This window comes from Streptomyces sp. NPDC045026, from assembly GCF_056432625.1.
Map to the genome: position 1 here is coordinate 138133 of NZ_JBWKIS010000022.1, position 15819 is coordinate 153951.

The 15819-nt window shown below is 69.8% G+C and carries 12 protein-coding genes and 1 riboswitch; of the genes, 8 read left to right on the forward strand and 4 right to left on the reverse strand.

Features of this window, described 5'->3' with window-relative positions:
• Nucleotides 1-60 precede the first annotated feature (60 nt).
• Both AC07EJ_RS34095 and AC07EJ_RS34100 read left to right on the forward strand, forming a co-directional pair.
• On the forward strand, nt 61-324 hold the full coding sequence (locus tag AC07EJ_RS34095; protein ID WP_389486482.1) for a DUF3311 domain-containing protein: 264 nt from the start codon (nt 61-63) through the stop codon (nt 322-324).
• Nucleotides 324-1805 carry a sodium:solute symporter family protein gene (locus tag AC07EJ_RS34100; protein WP_478885709.1) on the forward strand — a complete coding sequence of 494 codons (1482 nt, stop codon included), beginning with the start codon at nt 324-326 and terminating at the stop codon, nt 1803-1805. The genes AC07EJ_RS34095 and AC07EJ_RS34100 overlap by 1 nt, the downstream gene beginning before the upstream one ends.
• Nucleotides 1806-1853: 48 nt before the next feature.
• On the opposite strand, the gene AC07EJ_RS34105 is transcribed toward AC07EJ_RS34100, so the two are convergent.
• Nucleotides 1854-3071, reverse strand: coding sequence for a hypothetical protein (locus AC07EJ_RS34105; RefSeq protein ID WP_389486486.1), 1218 nt, complete (start codon nt 3069-3071; stop codon nt 1854-1856).
• Nucleotides 3072-3305: 234 nt separating this feature from the next.
• Here AC07EJ_RS34105 and AC07EJ_RS34110 point away from each other — a divergent pair, with 234 nt between their 5' ends.
• The 3 genes from AC07EJ_RS34110 (at nt 3306) to AC07EJ_RS34120 (ending at nt 6745) form a co-directional block, all read left to right on the forward strand.
• Nucleotides 3306-3977, forward strand: coding sequence for a HEAT repeat domain-containing protein (locus AC07EJ_RS34110; protein ID WP_389486488.1), 672 nt, complete (start codon nt 3306-3308; stop codon nt 3975-3977).
• 3 nt (nt 3978-3980) lie between these two features.
• Nucleotides 3981-5093 (forward strand): HEAT repeat domain-containing protein, encoded by a 1113-nt coding sequence (locus AC07EJ_RS34115; protein WP_389486490.1) that lies wholly within the window; start codon nt 3981-3983, stop codon nt 5091-5093.
• A gap of 197 nt (nt 5094-5290) precedes the next feature.
• Entirely contained in the window at nt 5291-6745 is a 1455-nt protein-coding gene (locus tag AC07EJ_RS34120) for an FAD-dependent oxidoreductase (RefSeq protein WP_478885710.1), read from the forward strand.
• A 323-nt stretch (nt 6746-7068) separates the two neighbouring features.
• On the opposite strand, the gene AC07EJ_RS34125 is transcribed toward AC07EJ_RS34120, so the two are convergent.
• Nucleotides 7069-8667 carry an FAD-binding protein gene (locus AC07EJ_RS34125; RefSeq protein WP_478885711.1) on the reverse strand — a complete coding sequence of 533 codons (1599 nt, stop codon included), beginning with the start codon at nt 8665-8667 and terminating at the stop codon, nt 7069-7071.
• A 1226-nt stretch (nt 8668-9893) separates the two neighbouring features.
• Nucleotides 9894-10062: riboswitch (cyclic di-AMP (ydaO/yuaA leader) on the forward strand.
• A 2-nt stretch (nt 10063-10064) separates the two neighbouring features.
• On the opposite strand from AC07EJ_RS34125, the gene AC07EJ_RS34130 reads away from it, so the two are divergent.
• Complete coding sequence (locus tag AC07EJ_RS34130) at nt 10065-10829, forward strand: transglycosylase SLT domain-containing protein (protein WP_478885712.1); 765 nt, start codon at nt 10065-10067, stop codon at nt 10827-10829.
• Between the two features lie 221 nt (nt 10830-11050).
• On the forward strand, nt 11051-12466 hold the full coding sequence (locus AC07EJ_RS34135) for an MFS transporter (protein ID WP_478885717.1): 1416 nt from the start codon (nt 11051-11053) through the stop codon (nt 12464-12466).
• Nucleotides 12467-12508: 42 nt separating this feature from the next.
• On the opposite strand, the gene AC07EJ_RS34140 is transcribed toward AC07EJ_RS34135, so the two are convergent.
• Both AC07EJ_RS34140 and AC07EJ_RS34145 read right to left on the reverse strand, forming a co-directional pair.
• Nucleotides 12509-12733: a hypothetical protein gene (locus AC07EJ_RS34140; RefSeq protein ID WP_389486500.1), complete on the reverse strand. Its 225-nt coding sequence runs from the start codon at nt 12731-12733 to the stop codon at nt 12509-12511.
• A 184-nt stretch (nt 12734-12917) separates the two neighbouring features.
• On the reverse strand, nt 12918-13739 hold the full coding sequence (locus AC07EJ_RS34145) for a maleylpyruvate isomerase family mycothiol-dependent enzyme (protein ID WP_389486613.1): 822 nt from the start codon (nt 13737-13739) through the stop codon (nt 12918-12920).
• Nucleotides 13740-14036: 297 nt separating this feature from the next.
• On the opposite strand from AC07EJ_RS34145, the gene AC07EJ_RS34150 reads away from it, so the two are divergent.
• Nucleotides 14037-15731 carry a serine/threonine-protein kinase gene (locus AC07EJ_RS34150; protein WP_478885713.1) on the forward strand — a complete coding sequence of 565 codons (1695 nt, stop codon included), beginning with the start codon at nt 14037-14039 and terminating at the stop codon, nt 15729-15731.
• The last annotated feature ends 88 nt before the right edge of the window (nt 15732-15819 follow it).

Here is a 15819-nt window from a genome sequence, read left to right on the forward strand (position 1 = left end):
TTGCCCCCCACCCTGCTGACGCCACTACTGGGGTGCACCCGCACACAGCGAGGAGTCGTCATGCCACCAGCACGAACCGCCCGACCATCAGGAACGCGCACCGCTCTCAGTGTTCTCATCGGACTCGTCATTCCCTTCCTCGGCATCGCCGTGGCGCCGTTCCTCCTCAACGGGATCTCGATCAAGATCTTCGGCTTCCCCTTCCTGTACTTCTGGATCTTCGGCTGGTTCGTGCTGACGACCGTGTGCCTGGCGATCTGCTGGTACGTCATCGACGGCCCGGTTCATGAGGAGTTGGAGTTCGACGACGGGGAGGAGTGGTGATGCAGACAACGGTCTTCATCGGCATCGTCGCGATCGCGGTGCTCGTCGCCGTCGTCGGGGCGCTACGCGTCAGGCGAGTCACGGTCGGCCAACTGCTGGTCGGCAACCGCTCATTCGGCACCTGGACCCTGTTCTTCATCTCGGCAGGTGAGTTCTACACGATCGGCACGCTGGTCGCTTTCCCGTCGGGCGTGTACGCCAAGGGGTTCAGCTACGCGATGTGGTTCTTGGGATACATCGTCCTGGCCTGGCCGGTGGCGTACTTCCTGGCCCCCTACTGGAACCGTGTGGGGCGACGCTACGACGCGATGACGCAGGCCGACGTCTTCCGCCGCCACTTCAGGAGCAGGACGCTGGAGATCATCATCTTCGTCGTGACGTTCCTCGCGGCGCTGTTCAGCGCGCAGTACAGCTTCGCCGGGCTGTCCTACGCGATCGCGGGCGCAGGCATCGACATCCCGCCGACGCTGACGTTGATCATCGCCTCGGTGCTGGCGCTCCTGTGCGTCGTGTTCGGCGGGATGCGCCAGCAAGCGACACTCGCCCCCCTCAAGGACACGCTGATGCTCGTCGCGATCTTCGTCGTCGCGGTGGCGGCCATCCTCGTCGCGACCGGCGGGGTGGGCGACATCTTCGACGCCGCCTCGGCGCACGCCGTACGGCGCCCGGCATTCGTCGCCGAGTCGGTTCCCCCCTCGGCGTTCCTGTTCACGTTGACCACGATCATCGCGCAGATGGTTCCGGCGGGCGGCACCGGCTCTCAGACGGCAGGCACGCACGCCTTCACCGCGAAGTCGGAGCGCGCACTGAAGAAGCAGTACGTCTGGTTCCCGCTCTACATGCTGATGTACCCGTTCCTGATCATCGCGACGTACTTCGCTGTGGACAAGCTGCCGGACCTGAAGGATCCGAACAGCGCCTTCATCGCCACTGCCATCCGAATCCTGCCGCCCTGGCTGGTCGGGCTCGTCGCCGGAGCCGCGTTCGTGTCGGCGATCTTCGTGCTGGCCTTCGGCGGTCTCAGCCTGGGTGGCCTCATCAGCCGCAACGTCGTGCCCAACATCCCCGAGCGGTGGCAGCGGTTCTGGGTCCGTACCGGGATCGTGCTGTTCTTCTGCCTGTCGATCCTGTTGACCCTCTACACCTCGCCGGCACTGCTCGTGACGATCCTCAACCTGCTCTACTACGTCGGCATGCAACTTGTGCCCGGCACCATGGCCATCTTCTTCATGCGGGGCATCCGCGCGGTGGGTGTGTCGGCGGGCCTGATCGTCGGCACGGTCTTGGCCCTGGTGCTCTACTACGGGCATGTCGACACCTTCGGCGTCAATGTCGGCCTCATCAGCGGAGTGCTCAACTTCGCCGTGATGGTCGTGGTGAGCAAGATCGTGCGCCGCGGCCACACCCCGCTGCCCGCGACGGCGTGGCGCCGATCGCGTCCGGCACAGCCGAGGCCCTCGCTCGCCGAAGAACACAGCTGAGCACCGAGGGACCGGAGCCACGGCCGCCCCCGGCCAGGGAGTTGGCGATCACAAGTCGCGGAAGTCCTTGGCGGCGGGGTAAGTGACGTGGGTGCAGCCGCGCCGGGTGGTGATGTCGTCGACGTAGGCGCGGAACAGGGAGCTGAGCGTCTTGGGGCCAAGGATGTCGTCGTAGACGTGGCCGGCTGTGAGGGTGTGCAGGGCAGGCTTGCCGTCGCAGATCGAGGACGCCCACCAGGCGCCCTCCTTGGCTCCCGCCGTTCCCGGCTTGAGGATCACGTCGTCGCCGACCTCGTCGTAGCCCACGGACTCTGCTTCGGCACCGAAGTAGGACACCGTGCGCAGCCACCAGGGCGAGTGCGTGAGCGCGCCCTCGGCGTAGTCGCGCTGATCGTCGTCCAGGCCGTCGGCGATGGCTCGGACCCGGCCGGGGCCGACCGCCAGCAGGCAGCCTTCGACGGGGTTCGCCTCACGGGCGGGAATCGTCAGAACGCGGTCGGGCAGCCGGCCCTGCCCCCGTTCCTTGACCAACTGGCCGACCCAGCGGCAGGAGCCGGTGGCCGAGGCGGCCTTGCCCAGCTTCGAGGGGACCGCGGTCATCCGGTCGGGCAAGGCCGGTAGTCGGGTCCGGCAGCCGATCCGGTGGGTGAGCTGCTGCGTGGCCGAGCGAGCTATGCGGGCCAGGCGCCGGCGGTCCTCGGCGGAGACCTCCGGGTACCGGGCCACGGCGGTGACGTTCAGCAGCCTAGGCGCCGCCATGTTACTGCTGGGGGCACATGCGGCACGGATGGTGGTGCGGAAGTTCGTGTACGAGCCCAGCGTGCCGTCGCCCAGCGGCCGCGCTTCAGGCTCGCGGTCGGCGACCGCGGTGACGTCGTCCTTCGGCTGGTAGCCGTCGAACGTGCTGAACGGGGAGCCCCTGTCGCCGATCACGTTCACCGGCTCGGAATCGTCGCTGCTCTCGACGATCAGCCGGAACAGGTCGCTGGTCCTGTTCGAGCCGCTCACCTTGTAGATGGTGCAGGCGCTCCGATGCCGTGCATCGAGCCGGTACTCGTCATAGTCGCTGGACTCAGCTCGGACCATGCCGCCCTGCAGATCCATCACCTGCGCCCCCGACACCAGGTGGTCGCAGGCCGCGGCGATGTCGCGCTCGCTGGAAGCCCGGTCGCGGATGTCGTCGACGGTCAGCATGCCCGCGTACAGGCTCAGTCCGATCCCGCCCACGGCCAACGTCTGCCACAGTCTGCGCCGGCCCTCACCCATCACGATCTCCCCCGTCGCTCCCGTTCACGGCGGCCGCCGCGTCGATCACCGAGCGTAGAGGAGGGGCGCCTGAGGCCCGTGGTCGGCCCGACTGACCGAGCCGAAGGCTCAGCTTCGCCCAGTGACCGGCGATCTCCACCGAAGTCATCCCCCCTGACTGGTGATCGCGCAGCGGGCCCTCTTTGACCTTGACACGGTGACAAGGCTTTCACTGCATGCCAGGAGGTGGTCTCGATGACGATCACAGGACAGACCATGGATGCGATTCGAGCGCTCCAAGGGCTGGAGGACGGCCGCTCGTCCGTGCGACTGCGGGCTGCGCTGGCCGTCGGCACGGCGCCTGACCCGCGCTTCGTCGACAAGCTCGTCGAGCGAAGCGCGATCGAGCCCGAGTTCTTCGTCCGCGACATGCTGACCTGGGCGCTCACCCGCCATCCGGTGTCCTTGACGCTTCCCGGGCTGGTCCGCGAGGTCCGCTCGGAGCGTGCGCAGGCACGGAGCCAGGCGCTGCACACGCTGTCCAAGATCGGAGACCGGCAGGCCTGGCCGGCGATCACACGGACGCTGTTGTCCGACGCCGACGACGAGGTGGCGCGGAGCGCCTGGCGGGCCGCGGTCGTACTCGTACCGGAAGGCGAGGAGCCCGCCTTGGCCGCGGCGCTGGCGACGCAGCTCGGGCGCGGTGAGCGGGAGACGCAGCTGAGTCTCAGCCGGGCACTGGTCGCGCTGGGTGAAGCAATCGCGCCGGCTCTGCGTGCTGCGACGATGGTCCCTGACCCGCGCGTGCGTGCGCACGCGCTCGCCACACAACGGCTGCTGCGCGATCCGGACACCGGATTCGAGTTCGCGATCGAGGAGGCGAAGCGCGTAGTGGCCCTCGGCGGGTCCGGCCAGGAGGGACGATAAGACGTGTTGATCGGTGAGGTGGCGCGACGGTCCGGGGTCAGTGCCCGCATGCTCCGGCACTACGAGTCGCTGGGCCTAATACGACCTTCCGGTCGTACGGGCTCCGGTTATCGGGAGTACGACGGGGAGGACATCCGGCGGATCTTCCACATCGAGAGCCTGCGGTCGCTGGGGCTGTCGCTGCGTGAGATCGGGCGCGCGCTCGACGATTCCGGCTTCACGCCCTCGGCGCTCGTCGGCGACCTCATCGGTCAGACACGCGAACGCATCGCGGCCGAGACCGAGTTGCTCACGCGGCTGCGCCGGATCGATGCCGCGAATCCCGCCGACTGGGAGGACGTCCTTCAGGTCGTCGCGCTCCTCCAGGCACTGGGCTCGACGAGCGCCGACGCACGCCAGCGCGCGGCTCTCTCCGCGGTGGAGGTTCCCGTCCCGGTGGGGGCTCTGGTCGAGGCGGCACTGAGCGAGACGGAGCCGAACGTCGCCGGAGCCATTCGCTGGGCGCTGGCGCGATCGGGCGACGGCGGCCCGGCACTGCTGGCGGAGGGCCTCGGCTCACCGGTGGCCGCGGTGCGGGAACGTGCCGTTCGATCCCTCGCCGAGATGACCGGCGGTGAGGCCACCGCGCGGCTGCGGCAGGCCCTCGCGAACTCCGACGTCGTGGTCCGCAGGTGTGCGGCTCTGGCGCTCGGGACACGTGGCGTGGCCGACGCGGTCCCGGTGCTCATCGACATGATCGTGGACGGAAAGAACGATGTCGACGCAGCCGACGCACTGAGCGTGCTGGCGAGCGACACCGCGACGGCCGATCAGATCGCGACCTGGCTCGTCGACCGCCTCACCCACGACACCACTGAAGCGGCAGCACGCGGACGGGTGACTCAGGCGCTGGCCGCCGTCCCGGGAAAGACGGCGTCACGTGCCCTCGTGGAGCTGTCGGGTGACGAGGACCGTGCCGTTGCGCTGACTGCGGCGTACCTTCTTCAGCTACGCAAGGCACCGACCTCGGCACCGGCCTCGGCATCGCCTCCCTCGACGGCCACGGCTCGCCCTCCGGCACCGCCCGGGTCCAGTACGCCGAGTACGCCGACGGCACATCCACCGACTTCACCCTGACCTGGGGCTACCCACACGGACCGCTCACCGGTTCCACCTTCGCGGCGACCTCCCGCCGCGGGCCGTCAAGCGTGGGGACTCGGCTTGCTTCGCCCTGTGCCGGCCGTTTTCCCGCTCACCGGGACCTGCGGCGTGTGCGGTGGCGAGCGGCCGCTCTACGCTCCTGCCTTCCTTCCCCGAGGCGAGAGGACGACGGCATGAGACCGTGCGCAGCAACGGAGATCGGCACCTGGGACCTCACCACGGACGTGGTGGTCGCCGGGTACGGCGTGGCCGGAGCCGCGGCCGCCGTGGAGGCCGCCACTGCGGGGGCCGAGGTTCTGGTCCTCGAGCGGGCCGGCGGCTGGGGCGGGGCCGCGGCGCTTGCCGGTGGCTTCATCTACCTGGGCGGCGGTACCGCACTGCAGCGTGCCTGCGGGTTCGACGACTCCCCCGAGGCGATGTCCGCGTTCCTGATGGCCGCGATGGGGCCGGGCAGCGACGCAGCGAAGATCTCCGCGTACTGCGAGGGCAGCGTCGCGCACTTCGACTGGCTGGTCGAGTGCGGTGTGCCGTTCAAGCCCGTCTTCTACGGCGAGCCCGCCTGGGAACCCGCCGCCGACGAGGGGCTGATGTACTCCGGCGGCGAGAACGCGCACCCCTTTGACGAGATCGCCCAGCCCGCGCCGCGTGGGCACCTCCCGCGGATGGAGAACAAGCGCACCGGCGAACGCGGCGGCGGATACATGCTGATGAAGCCCTTGGTGGAGACCGCCGAACGGCTCGGCGTCAAGGCCCGATACGGCTCGCGCATCGAGCAGTTGGTGGTCGGGCAGGACGGCAGGGTGTGCGGAGTGGTCGCGCGCGGTTACGGCGAGCGGATCACCATACGAGCCCGGCGCGGCGTGGTCCTGGCAACCGGGAGCTTCACCTACAACGAGGGCATGCTGGCGGCACACGCCCCACTGCTCCTCGACCGTCCCGGCTCGGCGGTCGAGGAGCACGACGGCATCGCGGTCCGACTCGCTCAGGCGCTGGGCGCGGGGGTCGCGCACATGGACGCCTGCGAGGTCGCGCTCCACATGGACCCGCAGTACCTGATCCGCGGAATGATGGTCAACGGCCGGGGACAGCGATTCATCAACGAGGACACGTACCCCGGGCGGATCGGTCAGGCCGCACTCTTCCAGCAGGACAACCAGACGTTCCTCGTCCTCGACGAGCAGGGGTTCGAGGAGGCCCGCAAAGCCTCCTCCGCACCGGACTCCCTCCAGCTGAGGCCGACTTGGGTGTGCGAGACGGCGGCCGAGGTGGCCGCCGAGATGGGGCTGCCGCCCGGTGCCCTGGAGGCGACGCTGGAGGTCTACAACCGGCATGCCGAGGAGGGCCGGGACCCGCTGCTGCACAAGGCCGCCCGCTGGCTGCGGCCGCTGCGCGGCCCGCTGGGCGCGGTCGACCTGCGGGGCATGACCTCGGGCTTCGCCCTCGGTGGACTGACCACCGGCACGGACGCCGAGGTGCTGCATGTGAACGGGGAGCCGATCCCCGGGCTGTACGCGGCGGGCCGGGCCACGGCGGGCATCGCCTCCTGGGGGTACGCGAGCGGTGCGTCGCTCGGCGACGGCAGCTTCTTCGGCCGCAGGGCAGGACGCAGCGCGGCGCTGAACCGGTAGCACTGGCGTGGGCGGGCAGGCAGGACGCGGCCCGCCCCGTCAGCCGCGTCGGCCGTTCACCGCAGCGGACGGGGCATGTTGGTGAAGCACTCCTCGTCACGCCGGAACCAGCCCGGCGCCGCGAGGATCCCGCGGTCCACCCCCGCAGGGTCGTCCCGGTGATGACCCCGGACTGCTCCGACGGCAAGAACGTCACCGCGTCACCGTGGGACGTGGAGCACCAGAGCGCATTCCATCAACTTCTCCTCACGGAACCGGAATACGCGATCGCGTACGGGTGCTGTGGCGGCCGGCGTGGACGGCCACGCGGGCGGCGTTCCCGATCACCGGGCCACCGCCCGCTGTTGCACCATGTCCGAGGCGGCGATGTGCCCGAAGACCATGGCGGAGCCGATGGGTACTCCGGGCCCCGGATAGACGGGGCCGGAGACGGAGGCGGTGGTGTTGCCCGCCGCGTACAGACCGGGGACCGCGCTGCCGTCCTCGCGCAGCACCCGGGCCCGGGCGTCGGTCCGTACACCGCCCTTCGTGCCCAGGTCGCCGAGGACGATCTGCACCGCGTGGAACGGGCCCTCCTCGATCGGCACCAGGCAGGGGTTGACCGCGTCGCCCTGGGCGAAGAAGCGGTCGTACGGGTCCTCTCCACGATGGAAGTCCGCGTCGACGCCGTCGGCTGCGTAGCTGTTGAACGTCTGCACGGTGGTCCGCAGGGCTCCGGCGTCGACACCTATTCGCTCGGCGAGGCCGTACAGCGTGTCAGCGGTGCGCCACAGCCCGGCCTCGGTGAAGGCCTTCCGGTCGGCGGGCACCACCGTAATCCCGGGCAGTTCGTCGCCGAACCGTCCGTCGAAGACCCACCAGACCGGGTTGTCGTGCGTGGTTCCGGCCTTGGCGGCCAGCATCTGACGGCCCATCCGGTCGTACGGCAGCGACTCGTTCGCGAACCGGCGGCCGGAGCCGTCGACGAAGATCCCGCCATGCAGGCCGAGGGTGAAGGCGGCCGAACCGTCGGGGAAGCGCAACGACGGGCACCACCACGACTCGTCGAGCAGAGCGGTGGCGGCTCCGGCCTCGGCCGCCGCGGTGATCGCGTCTCCGGTGTTGCCTCCAGGTGCGCCCATCGTCCAGTCGGCACCGGGCAGGTTCTGCCACTGGCGTCGCAGCTCGGCGTTGGCCTCGAAGCCGCCCGCGGCGAGCAGCACTCCCCGGCGGGCGCGGATCCGCACAGTGCCGCCGTCCTGCTCGGCCTCGGCACCGACCACGCGGTCGCCCTCGACGATCAGCCGTCGCAGGGCGGTGTGCCGCAGGGTGCGGCCGTGCCCGGTGGACTCCAGCGCGAGCAGCAGGCGACCGATCAAGGCACGGCCGTCGGTGAGCGGGCCGTCAGGCATGGGCAGACCGAACCGTTCGGCCCACGCCGGTGGCCGTACCGCGCCGAGAAGTGCGTGCGGCGCCTCGGGCGCCGGCAGGTCCACGGGGAACACAGCGCGGCCCGCCTCGAAGCGGCCGGGTGCGGCGTAGTAGTCGGGGAAGGCGCGGTACTCGAATCGCACGTGCGCGTTGCCCTCGAGGAAGGCGACCGTCTCTCCGGCGTGGTCGAGGTAGGCGTCCTGCAGCTCATGCGGGGTGGCGTCGCCCACCACCCCACGGAAGTACGCGCGACCAAGGTCGGCGGAATCCGCCACACCGCCCCGCTCCTGGGCCTGATTGCCCGGCAGCCACAGGCCGGCGCCTGCGTAGGCGGTGGTGCCGCCGAAGTAGCCGGTCTTCTCGATGACCAGGGTGTCCAGTCCACGGACCGCCGCGCTGTACGCGCCGGTGAGCGCGCCACCGCCGGAACCGGCCACCAGGACGTCGCACTCCTGGTCCCATCTGTTCTGTGTGGTCGTGTTCTGCGTGGTGCTGTTCTGCGTGTTCGGCATCTCGTCCCTTGGATGTGGTGGGTTGCCGGTGGTTGTGCGCCGGCAGCCGGGAAGGCACGGCGCTCGTACCAGAGCAGGTGAACGGCGCGGGTGACGATGCGCCAGTCGGCGGCCGTGCGCGCGTGCGTGTCCTCGTGGTGGACGGGGATCAGCACGTCGGTGCCGCCCCGCCCCTGTCAGCCGGCGGGAGACGAGTATGGGCCGGAGGCAGGACGACGGCCATGGCGCTTTCCCGATGGGTGGGATTGCCGGCAGTGCGCCCTGGCAGGTACGGCGGCGTGCCTTCGGTCAGGCTCTGTTGAGCGGGACGGGAAGCCGGCCGCTGAGCACGGCGACGAGGAAGGCCGTGAGCGAGCCGTCGATAGTGACGCTCCCGCTCCCTCTCGCGTTTCAGTGAGTGGGATCAATTGAATTATCCGATGGTGCGTTCCGGTCCCTAATTGACGTCCCGTCACTATCGGGATCGGTCTCGACGGAACTGCCAAGACCCTGATTCGAGGCGTCCTTCGCCTTCGGGACTGGCGGTTGGACCATCAATCTTTAGCCCTGTGACCATCGTTGACCTGTCCGCAGAGAACTCAACTCGCCCGCCGGCAAGGCCGCCCAATGGACCCGACCACTTGGGAACGCCGGGCATCAGCTCACGGTCGAGGAATCACCAGGCGCCACCCAGCCGTCGACGAATCGCGCCATCCGGGATGCACTCGAGCAGGAACTAGGAACTCCACATTCCACTGACCCGAGAGGGCCTGCCGACCATCGGCCGCAGCGAGTGCCTCAACGGTGCGTGCAGAGGAAGGTCCGGACGCGGCCAGGCCAGCATTGATGGACATATGTCCAGTTTGACACGAAATGCCCACTCCTCGATATGTCCATGTTTGCGCATGAATGATACTTCTTCGCATTATTAACGACATATACAAAGACTGACCGCATTGCCCGGCATTCACGCGAAACATCACGCTCCGGCATCTCCGTCGAGCCGCATTCCAACCCGCATCCCATTCAGTGAAATGGGTCACGCCGACCACCTTGGCCCCCGGGGCCGGCCGAGCGGACTTCCGTTCCACGCAAAGAGAGTTGGGCTTTTCGATCAAAGAGGGCGCAGTGTTCCGGCCGCCAGGAACCGACCTCGCGCATTCCCTATTCAAATTTTGGTCTTGTTCCGTCCGGGCTTTCTCGCCTAACGTCACGGCCAATCCGGATGGAACGCCGAATCCTGCCGCTGTCCGGAAACTCCCACTCACTCACGCACGCACGGCAGGAGCGGGGAACCCAGGTAAGTCGCTGATCCGGATTCCGGAACGGCTCGGGGTGAAGTCGCATTCACAGTGCGGCCGGACGTCTCCCGTCCGAACCCGACAGCTCACCTCGTAGGCGACGGAGAGGAATTCGTCATGGCTGCACAGGGAAAGCACCGCCGCCCCAAGTCCAGCTCGCTCACCCGGGGCCTCGCCGCAGCAGGCACGGGCGGGGCTGTGCTCGTTCTCCCGCTGCTCGGCGCGACCGCCGCCAGCGCGGCGCAGGCCGACACGGCGGCCAAGCCCGCCGCGGCCCAGACGAGCTACGTCGTCGTCGCGGGAGACTCCCTCTCCAAGATCGCCCGAGACCACTCCCTGAGCGGCGGGTGGAAGAAGCTGTACGACGACAACCGCAGCGTCCTCGGCGACGACCCGAAGCTGATCCACCCCGGCGTCAAGCTCACCCTCGGCAAGAAGGGCCCGGCCGAGTCCGCGCAGAAGCCGGCCGCCGCCAGGGCGTCCGCCGAGCGGGCGGACCGCTCCGAGCGCACGACCACGCTCACCGCCAAGCCCGCCGTCGCCCCGGCGAAGAAGTCCTACACGAACGACCTCGACGGCTGGATCAAGGAGTCGCTCGACATCATGGCCCAGCATGGCATCCCCGGCTCCTACGAGGGCATCCACCGCAACGTCATGCGCGAGTCCTCCGGCAACCCGATGGCCATCAACAACTGGGACTCCAACGCTCTCGCCGGAACCCCGTCCAAGGGACTCCTGCAGGTCATCGCCCCCACGTTCGCCGCCTACCACGTGCCCGGCACGTCGATGGACAGCTACGACCCGGTCGCCAACATCACCGCTGCCTGCCACTACGCGGCCGCCCGGTACGGCTCGATCGACAACGTGAACGGCCCGTACTAGACCGCATCCCACCTCGTCCGAATCTCCTGACGGACGCAGCAAGGCGAGGCGAGGCGAGGCCACCCTGGCAGGGGCCGGGCGATGCCTGACCCCACGGGCCAGGGTGGCCCGGCCCCGCGGCCGTCCCGAATCGCACTCCTGACGAAGCGGTTCAGCGTGAGAGCTTGACACGGCCGTGGGCTGCCGAGGGAGGCGCGTTCCTGAAATAACGTGTCGCCATGATGCGTAGCGGCGGCCCTCAGGGCTGTGGACCGGACAGGTCTGCGGCTTCGGGCCGGCCCCTGGCCCCGCTGCTCGCGGTCTGCGCGGGCTACTTCATGGTCATCCTGGACGTGACCGTCATCAACGTCGCCGTTCCGGTGATGGGGCGGGACCTGTCGACCTCACTGACCGGGATCCAGTGGATCACCAACAGCTACACCCTGATCTTCGCCGGCCTGCTGCTCACCGGCGGTGCGCTCGGGGACCGGCTGGGCAACCGCCGGATCTTCTGCACCGGGGTAGCGGTGTTCACCGTCGCCTCGGCGGGCTGCGGGCTGGCCCCGAGCACCGGGACTCTGGTCGCCGCCCGGCTGCTGGAAGGACTCGGTGCGGCGCTGATCGTGCCCCCCTCCCTCGCTCTCCTCCAAGAGGCGTACCCCTCACCCGTCGAGCGCTCCCGGGCCTTCGGCCTGTGGGGCTCCATGGCAGGCATCGCCGCCTCCGCCGGCCCCCTCCTGGGCGGTCTCCTGGTCACGACCGTGGGCTGGCGCTGGGTGTTCTTCATCAACCTGCCCGTCGGATGCGCCTGCCTGCTGCTCACGCTGCGCCGCGTGCCCGCTTCGGTCCGGCGGACGGACCGCCCCGTGGACTGGCCGGCCCAGTGCGCGATCATCGCGATGGTGGCCCTGCTGACCGCCGTACTCAACGAGGCCGGACGACGCGGCTGGGCGGACCCACTGATCCTGACCGGGGCCGGCCTGTGCGTGCTGGCAGCCGCCGCGTTCGTCCTGCGCGAGCACCTGGCCCGCACCCCCGTGCTGCCCCTGCGTCTACTGCGCTCCCGCCCGATGAGCGGGGCAGCGACCATCGGCATGCTGTTCAACTTCGCCTTCTACGGCATGGTCTTCACCGCCAGTCTGTACTTCCAGCATCAGCGCGGCCTGACCGCGCTGCGCACCGGGCTCGCCCTCTTCCCGGCGGTGGCGATGACGATGTTCGCCTCCGTCCTGTCCGGGCGACTGGCACGCCGCACGGGACACCGCCCGCTTGTGGTCACCGGCATGCTCCTCGGAGCGGCAGGCCTGGCCGGCTGGGCCGCGGCCGGACCGAACCCGGACTACGCACTGCTCGTCGCGCCGATGATGGCGGCGGGCTTCGGGACGTCCTTCGCCCTCACCGGGTCAACCACCACCGTGATGGCCGCCGCCCCGGACGAGTTCTCCGGCACCGCCTCCGCCCTGTTCAACACCACCCGCCAGATTGGCAGTGCCGCAGGCGTCGCGCTGGGAGGCTCCCTGCTGGCCGCCGCGGGCAACTTCACCGCCGGGCTGCGGACGAGCATGGCCATCGGTGCGGCCGCGTACCTGACGGCCGCCGCCCTTGCGCTCTTCTGCATCCCGATCCCGCAGAAGGCACCCCGCCACGCCACCGACTGACTGGCCGGCGAGCCACGGCATGGCCGGCACGTCAGTCATCGCTCAGTCCTTGACGCGGTGCAACTGGATCTCTCGATTCACGAAGAGGTGCACGAAGCCGCATCGCCAGCAGATCAGCCCCGTCGCGGTCTCATCGGCCCAGGCCAGATTGAACAGCTCCCCACCAGTGCTGTTGAGCTTGACGCCTCGCTCACGGAAGAGATCGCTCTTGCAGACCTGGCATGTGATCCACATCTCCCCCAACGAGGCCCGCACTGCTTTCGCCATTTCCGCTCCCCCATGATTGCGCTTCGGCGACCGGGCGGCGGTCGGTCCACGCTTCGCCACTCGATGTCTTCGTTGGAGTGATCATCGCTGTGATCCGGCCTGGGATGAAGAGAGTTGAGTAAGACCTGAGCAACAAAAACGGGCGGTGCCGCCGCAGCGACTCCCGTACGGGCACGGGCACCCGCTACGGCGCCCTGAACAGGGTGGGGAAGCCCGGGGCGCGCCAGGGCTTGCGCCCCCAAGCGAGGATCTTGCCGCGCGCGATGGCCCGCGTCGGGCTGCACCGGCCCAGCGCCAGCAGGAAGAACGTGACCGGCTCGGCCTCGATCGTGCAGTCAGGACGGCGCGGTGGCTCGGCGCTCACGGTCGCGACGCCGTCGGCGAAGGTCACCGCGAAGCGGGAGCCGCCGCGCACGCGCAGCTCGTAGCAGCCGTCATGGCCGGCCGCGGCCCGTTTGTCGACGACCCGGGGCATCGCCAAGGTGAGGAACGGCAGGGTCAGTTCGACGCGTTCACGGTCGACCATGTGGGGACGGCGCAACGCGACGGCGATGTCGTAGCCGTGGCCGAGTATGTGGGTCAGCAGGTACGAGCCGAGGGTCGCCAGGTCCATGGGGCCCAGCGGGGTGAGCGTCGGTTCGTCCGCGGGGCGCAGACAGGCCGCCTCGTTGAACGCCTGAGCGTGACGGACGATGCCGTCCGCCAGCACGGCGCCGTCGCGCTCGGTGAAGGCGGCGAGGGAGGCGGCGTTGGCCTCGGCGAGGCTCTCCGGGGTGCCGTCGCCGTACGGCAGTTGGCGGCCCTCGGCGAGGCCGACCATCAGCTCGTTGGCCACCATCAGGTGGGCGGCGGCCTCGCCGACGGTCCACTGCGCACCAGGGATGGGCACCGCGGTGTCCGCGCACGACCGCAGCAGGGCGGCCGTCTGCTCCGCCACGGCGGCGATGGCTTCGAACTGCCGCGAGCGGGCGCCCGCGCTGGGCTCAGGGGATTGGGAAGGGGTGATCACGGACGAGAAGAGTGGACCAGCTCCGCACATCTGTCCAGTGGCGGCGGCTCCGACTACGTTCCCGCTACGTTCCCGGAACCGTCGACGACATTTGGCGACCTCGACGTGAATGAGCCAGCCGCACCCCGGGCGTGCGAGCCGAAAGCCACCGCGACAGGTAGATCCCCCAGGGGCGGGGACGGCTTAGGCTACTGCCGTCGGTCAGCAGCAACTCGCTTGTTGACCAGGGGGCCAGGGGGCCAGAAGGCCAGGGGATCCGGGATCAGGTGATCCCGGGGATCAGGGGGGTGACGAGTGGCGACGTGCGACGCGCATGAGGTGTTCGAGCCGCTGCAGGCGGACGATCCGGCCGTGGTGGCCGGTTACCGGCTGGCCGCGCGGCTCGGCGCAGGCGGCATGGGACGGGTCTATCTGTCACATACGCAGGGCGGCCGACCCGTGGCGATCAAGGTCGTCCGGCCCGAACTGGCCGACGACCCCGACTTCCGGCGGCGTTTCCGCCGGGAGATGGAGGCCGCCCGGCGGGTCAAGGGCGCGTACACCGCGGAGCTGATCGACGGCGACGCAGACGGCGCACCGCCCTGGCTGGCCACGCTGTACGTTCCCGGACCCTCGCTGGCGGAAGCCGTCGGCCGGGGCGGAGGGCTGCCGGTGCCCGCGGTGCTGTGGCTGATGGCCGGAGTCGCCGAGGCGCTCCAGGCCATCCACGGCGCGGGGATCGTGCACCGCGACCTGAAGCCGTCGAACGTCCTGCTCGCGTCCGACGGACCGCGCGTGATCGACTTCGGTATCTCGCTGGCCGCGGGCGTCAGTTCGTACACCGCCACCGGGTCCACCGTCGGCACACCCCAGTTCATGGCTCCCGAGCAGGCCTCCGCGGGCGAGGTCACGGCGGCGACCGACGTGTTCGCGCTCGGCCAGACCGCGGCGTTCGCGGCCCTCGGTGAGCCGCTGTACGGGGATGGTCCCGCGGTCAGCGTGCTGTACCGGATCGTGCACTCCGAGCCCGATCTGTCGCTGCTGCCCGCTCGACTCCGTCCGCTGATCGCCCGCTGCCTGGCCGCCGATCCGGCGGAACGAGCCACCCTCGCCGAGGTCGTGGAGTGGTGCCGGCAGCAGCTGGGCGAGGATGCCGACGCGGGCGCGGGGCCGACCGTCTGGCGCGAGGTCATGGGGCCGGAGGTGACGGTGCCGCCGCCGGTGCCCGTCCCGACGCCGGTACACACGCTGCCGTTGGACGCCGCGCAGCCGTGGCAGGCGCGCGACCCATGGGCGGCGCCGACGGGCTCGGGCGAGGCGGCGTCACGAAGACGCGGGGCCAGGCTGGCCGTGGGCGTGGCCGTGACGGCGGCCGTGGTGGTCCTCTCGGTTCTGGCGTGGACGGTCATGGACGCGACGGGCGCGTTCCGCGACCGGGCGGACACGGGCTCGGATCGTACGGGCACGTCGGCAGGGGCCGATCCAAAGGGCTCGAAGAGCGCGTCGGCGTCGGCATCGGCGTCGGCCCAGGGAGCGGGGAAGGCGTCGGGGGCAGACGGCACCGGAGCCGACGAGGAAACGGACAAGACGGGGGCCACGGCGGGCGACACCCCCACCACGGCCGGGCGGGTGCGGGGCGAGCCCCACTCCGGGCAGTGGCTGGACGCGAAGGACTCACTGAGCTTCAGGGAACCGTTCCAGCGCAAGGACCGCGCGGGGGACATCCGTTTCACCTGCGCGAAGGACGACGGCTGCGCGCTGGACAGCGACACCAGCGTCTTCACCATGATCTTCGGCGAGCCGGGCGCGGATCTCGACGAGTGCCGCAGCCTCACCAAAGGCCAGACGGAGCATCACCTCCCGCTCGCCGCGGCGGCGTCGGGCACCGAGATCTGCGTCCGGCACCGCAACGGAGACATCGCGCTGCTCGTGATCCAGACGAAGTCGACCGCGATGCCGGACATCGCCTTTCTGTCCACGGACATGACGCTGTGGCGGCACGCGGGCTAGGTGTATTGCCCTGAAGCGTTGTTTGCGCGGCTGATGGGGGGCTTGCCTGCGAGTGCGGTGTGGCATCGGTGGTGGTTGTAGGTGTGGA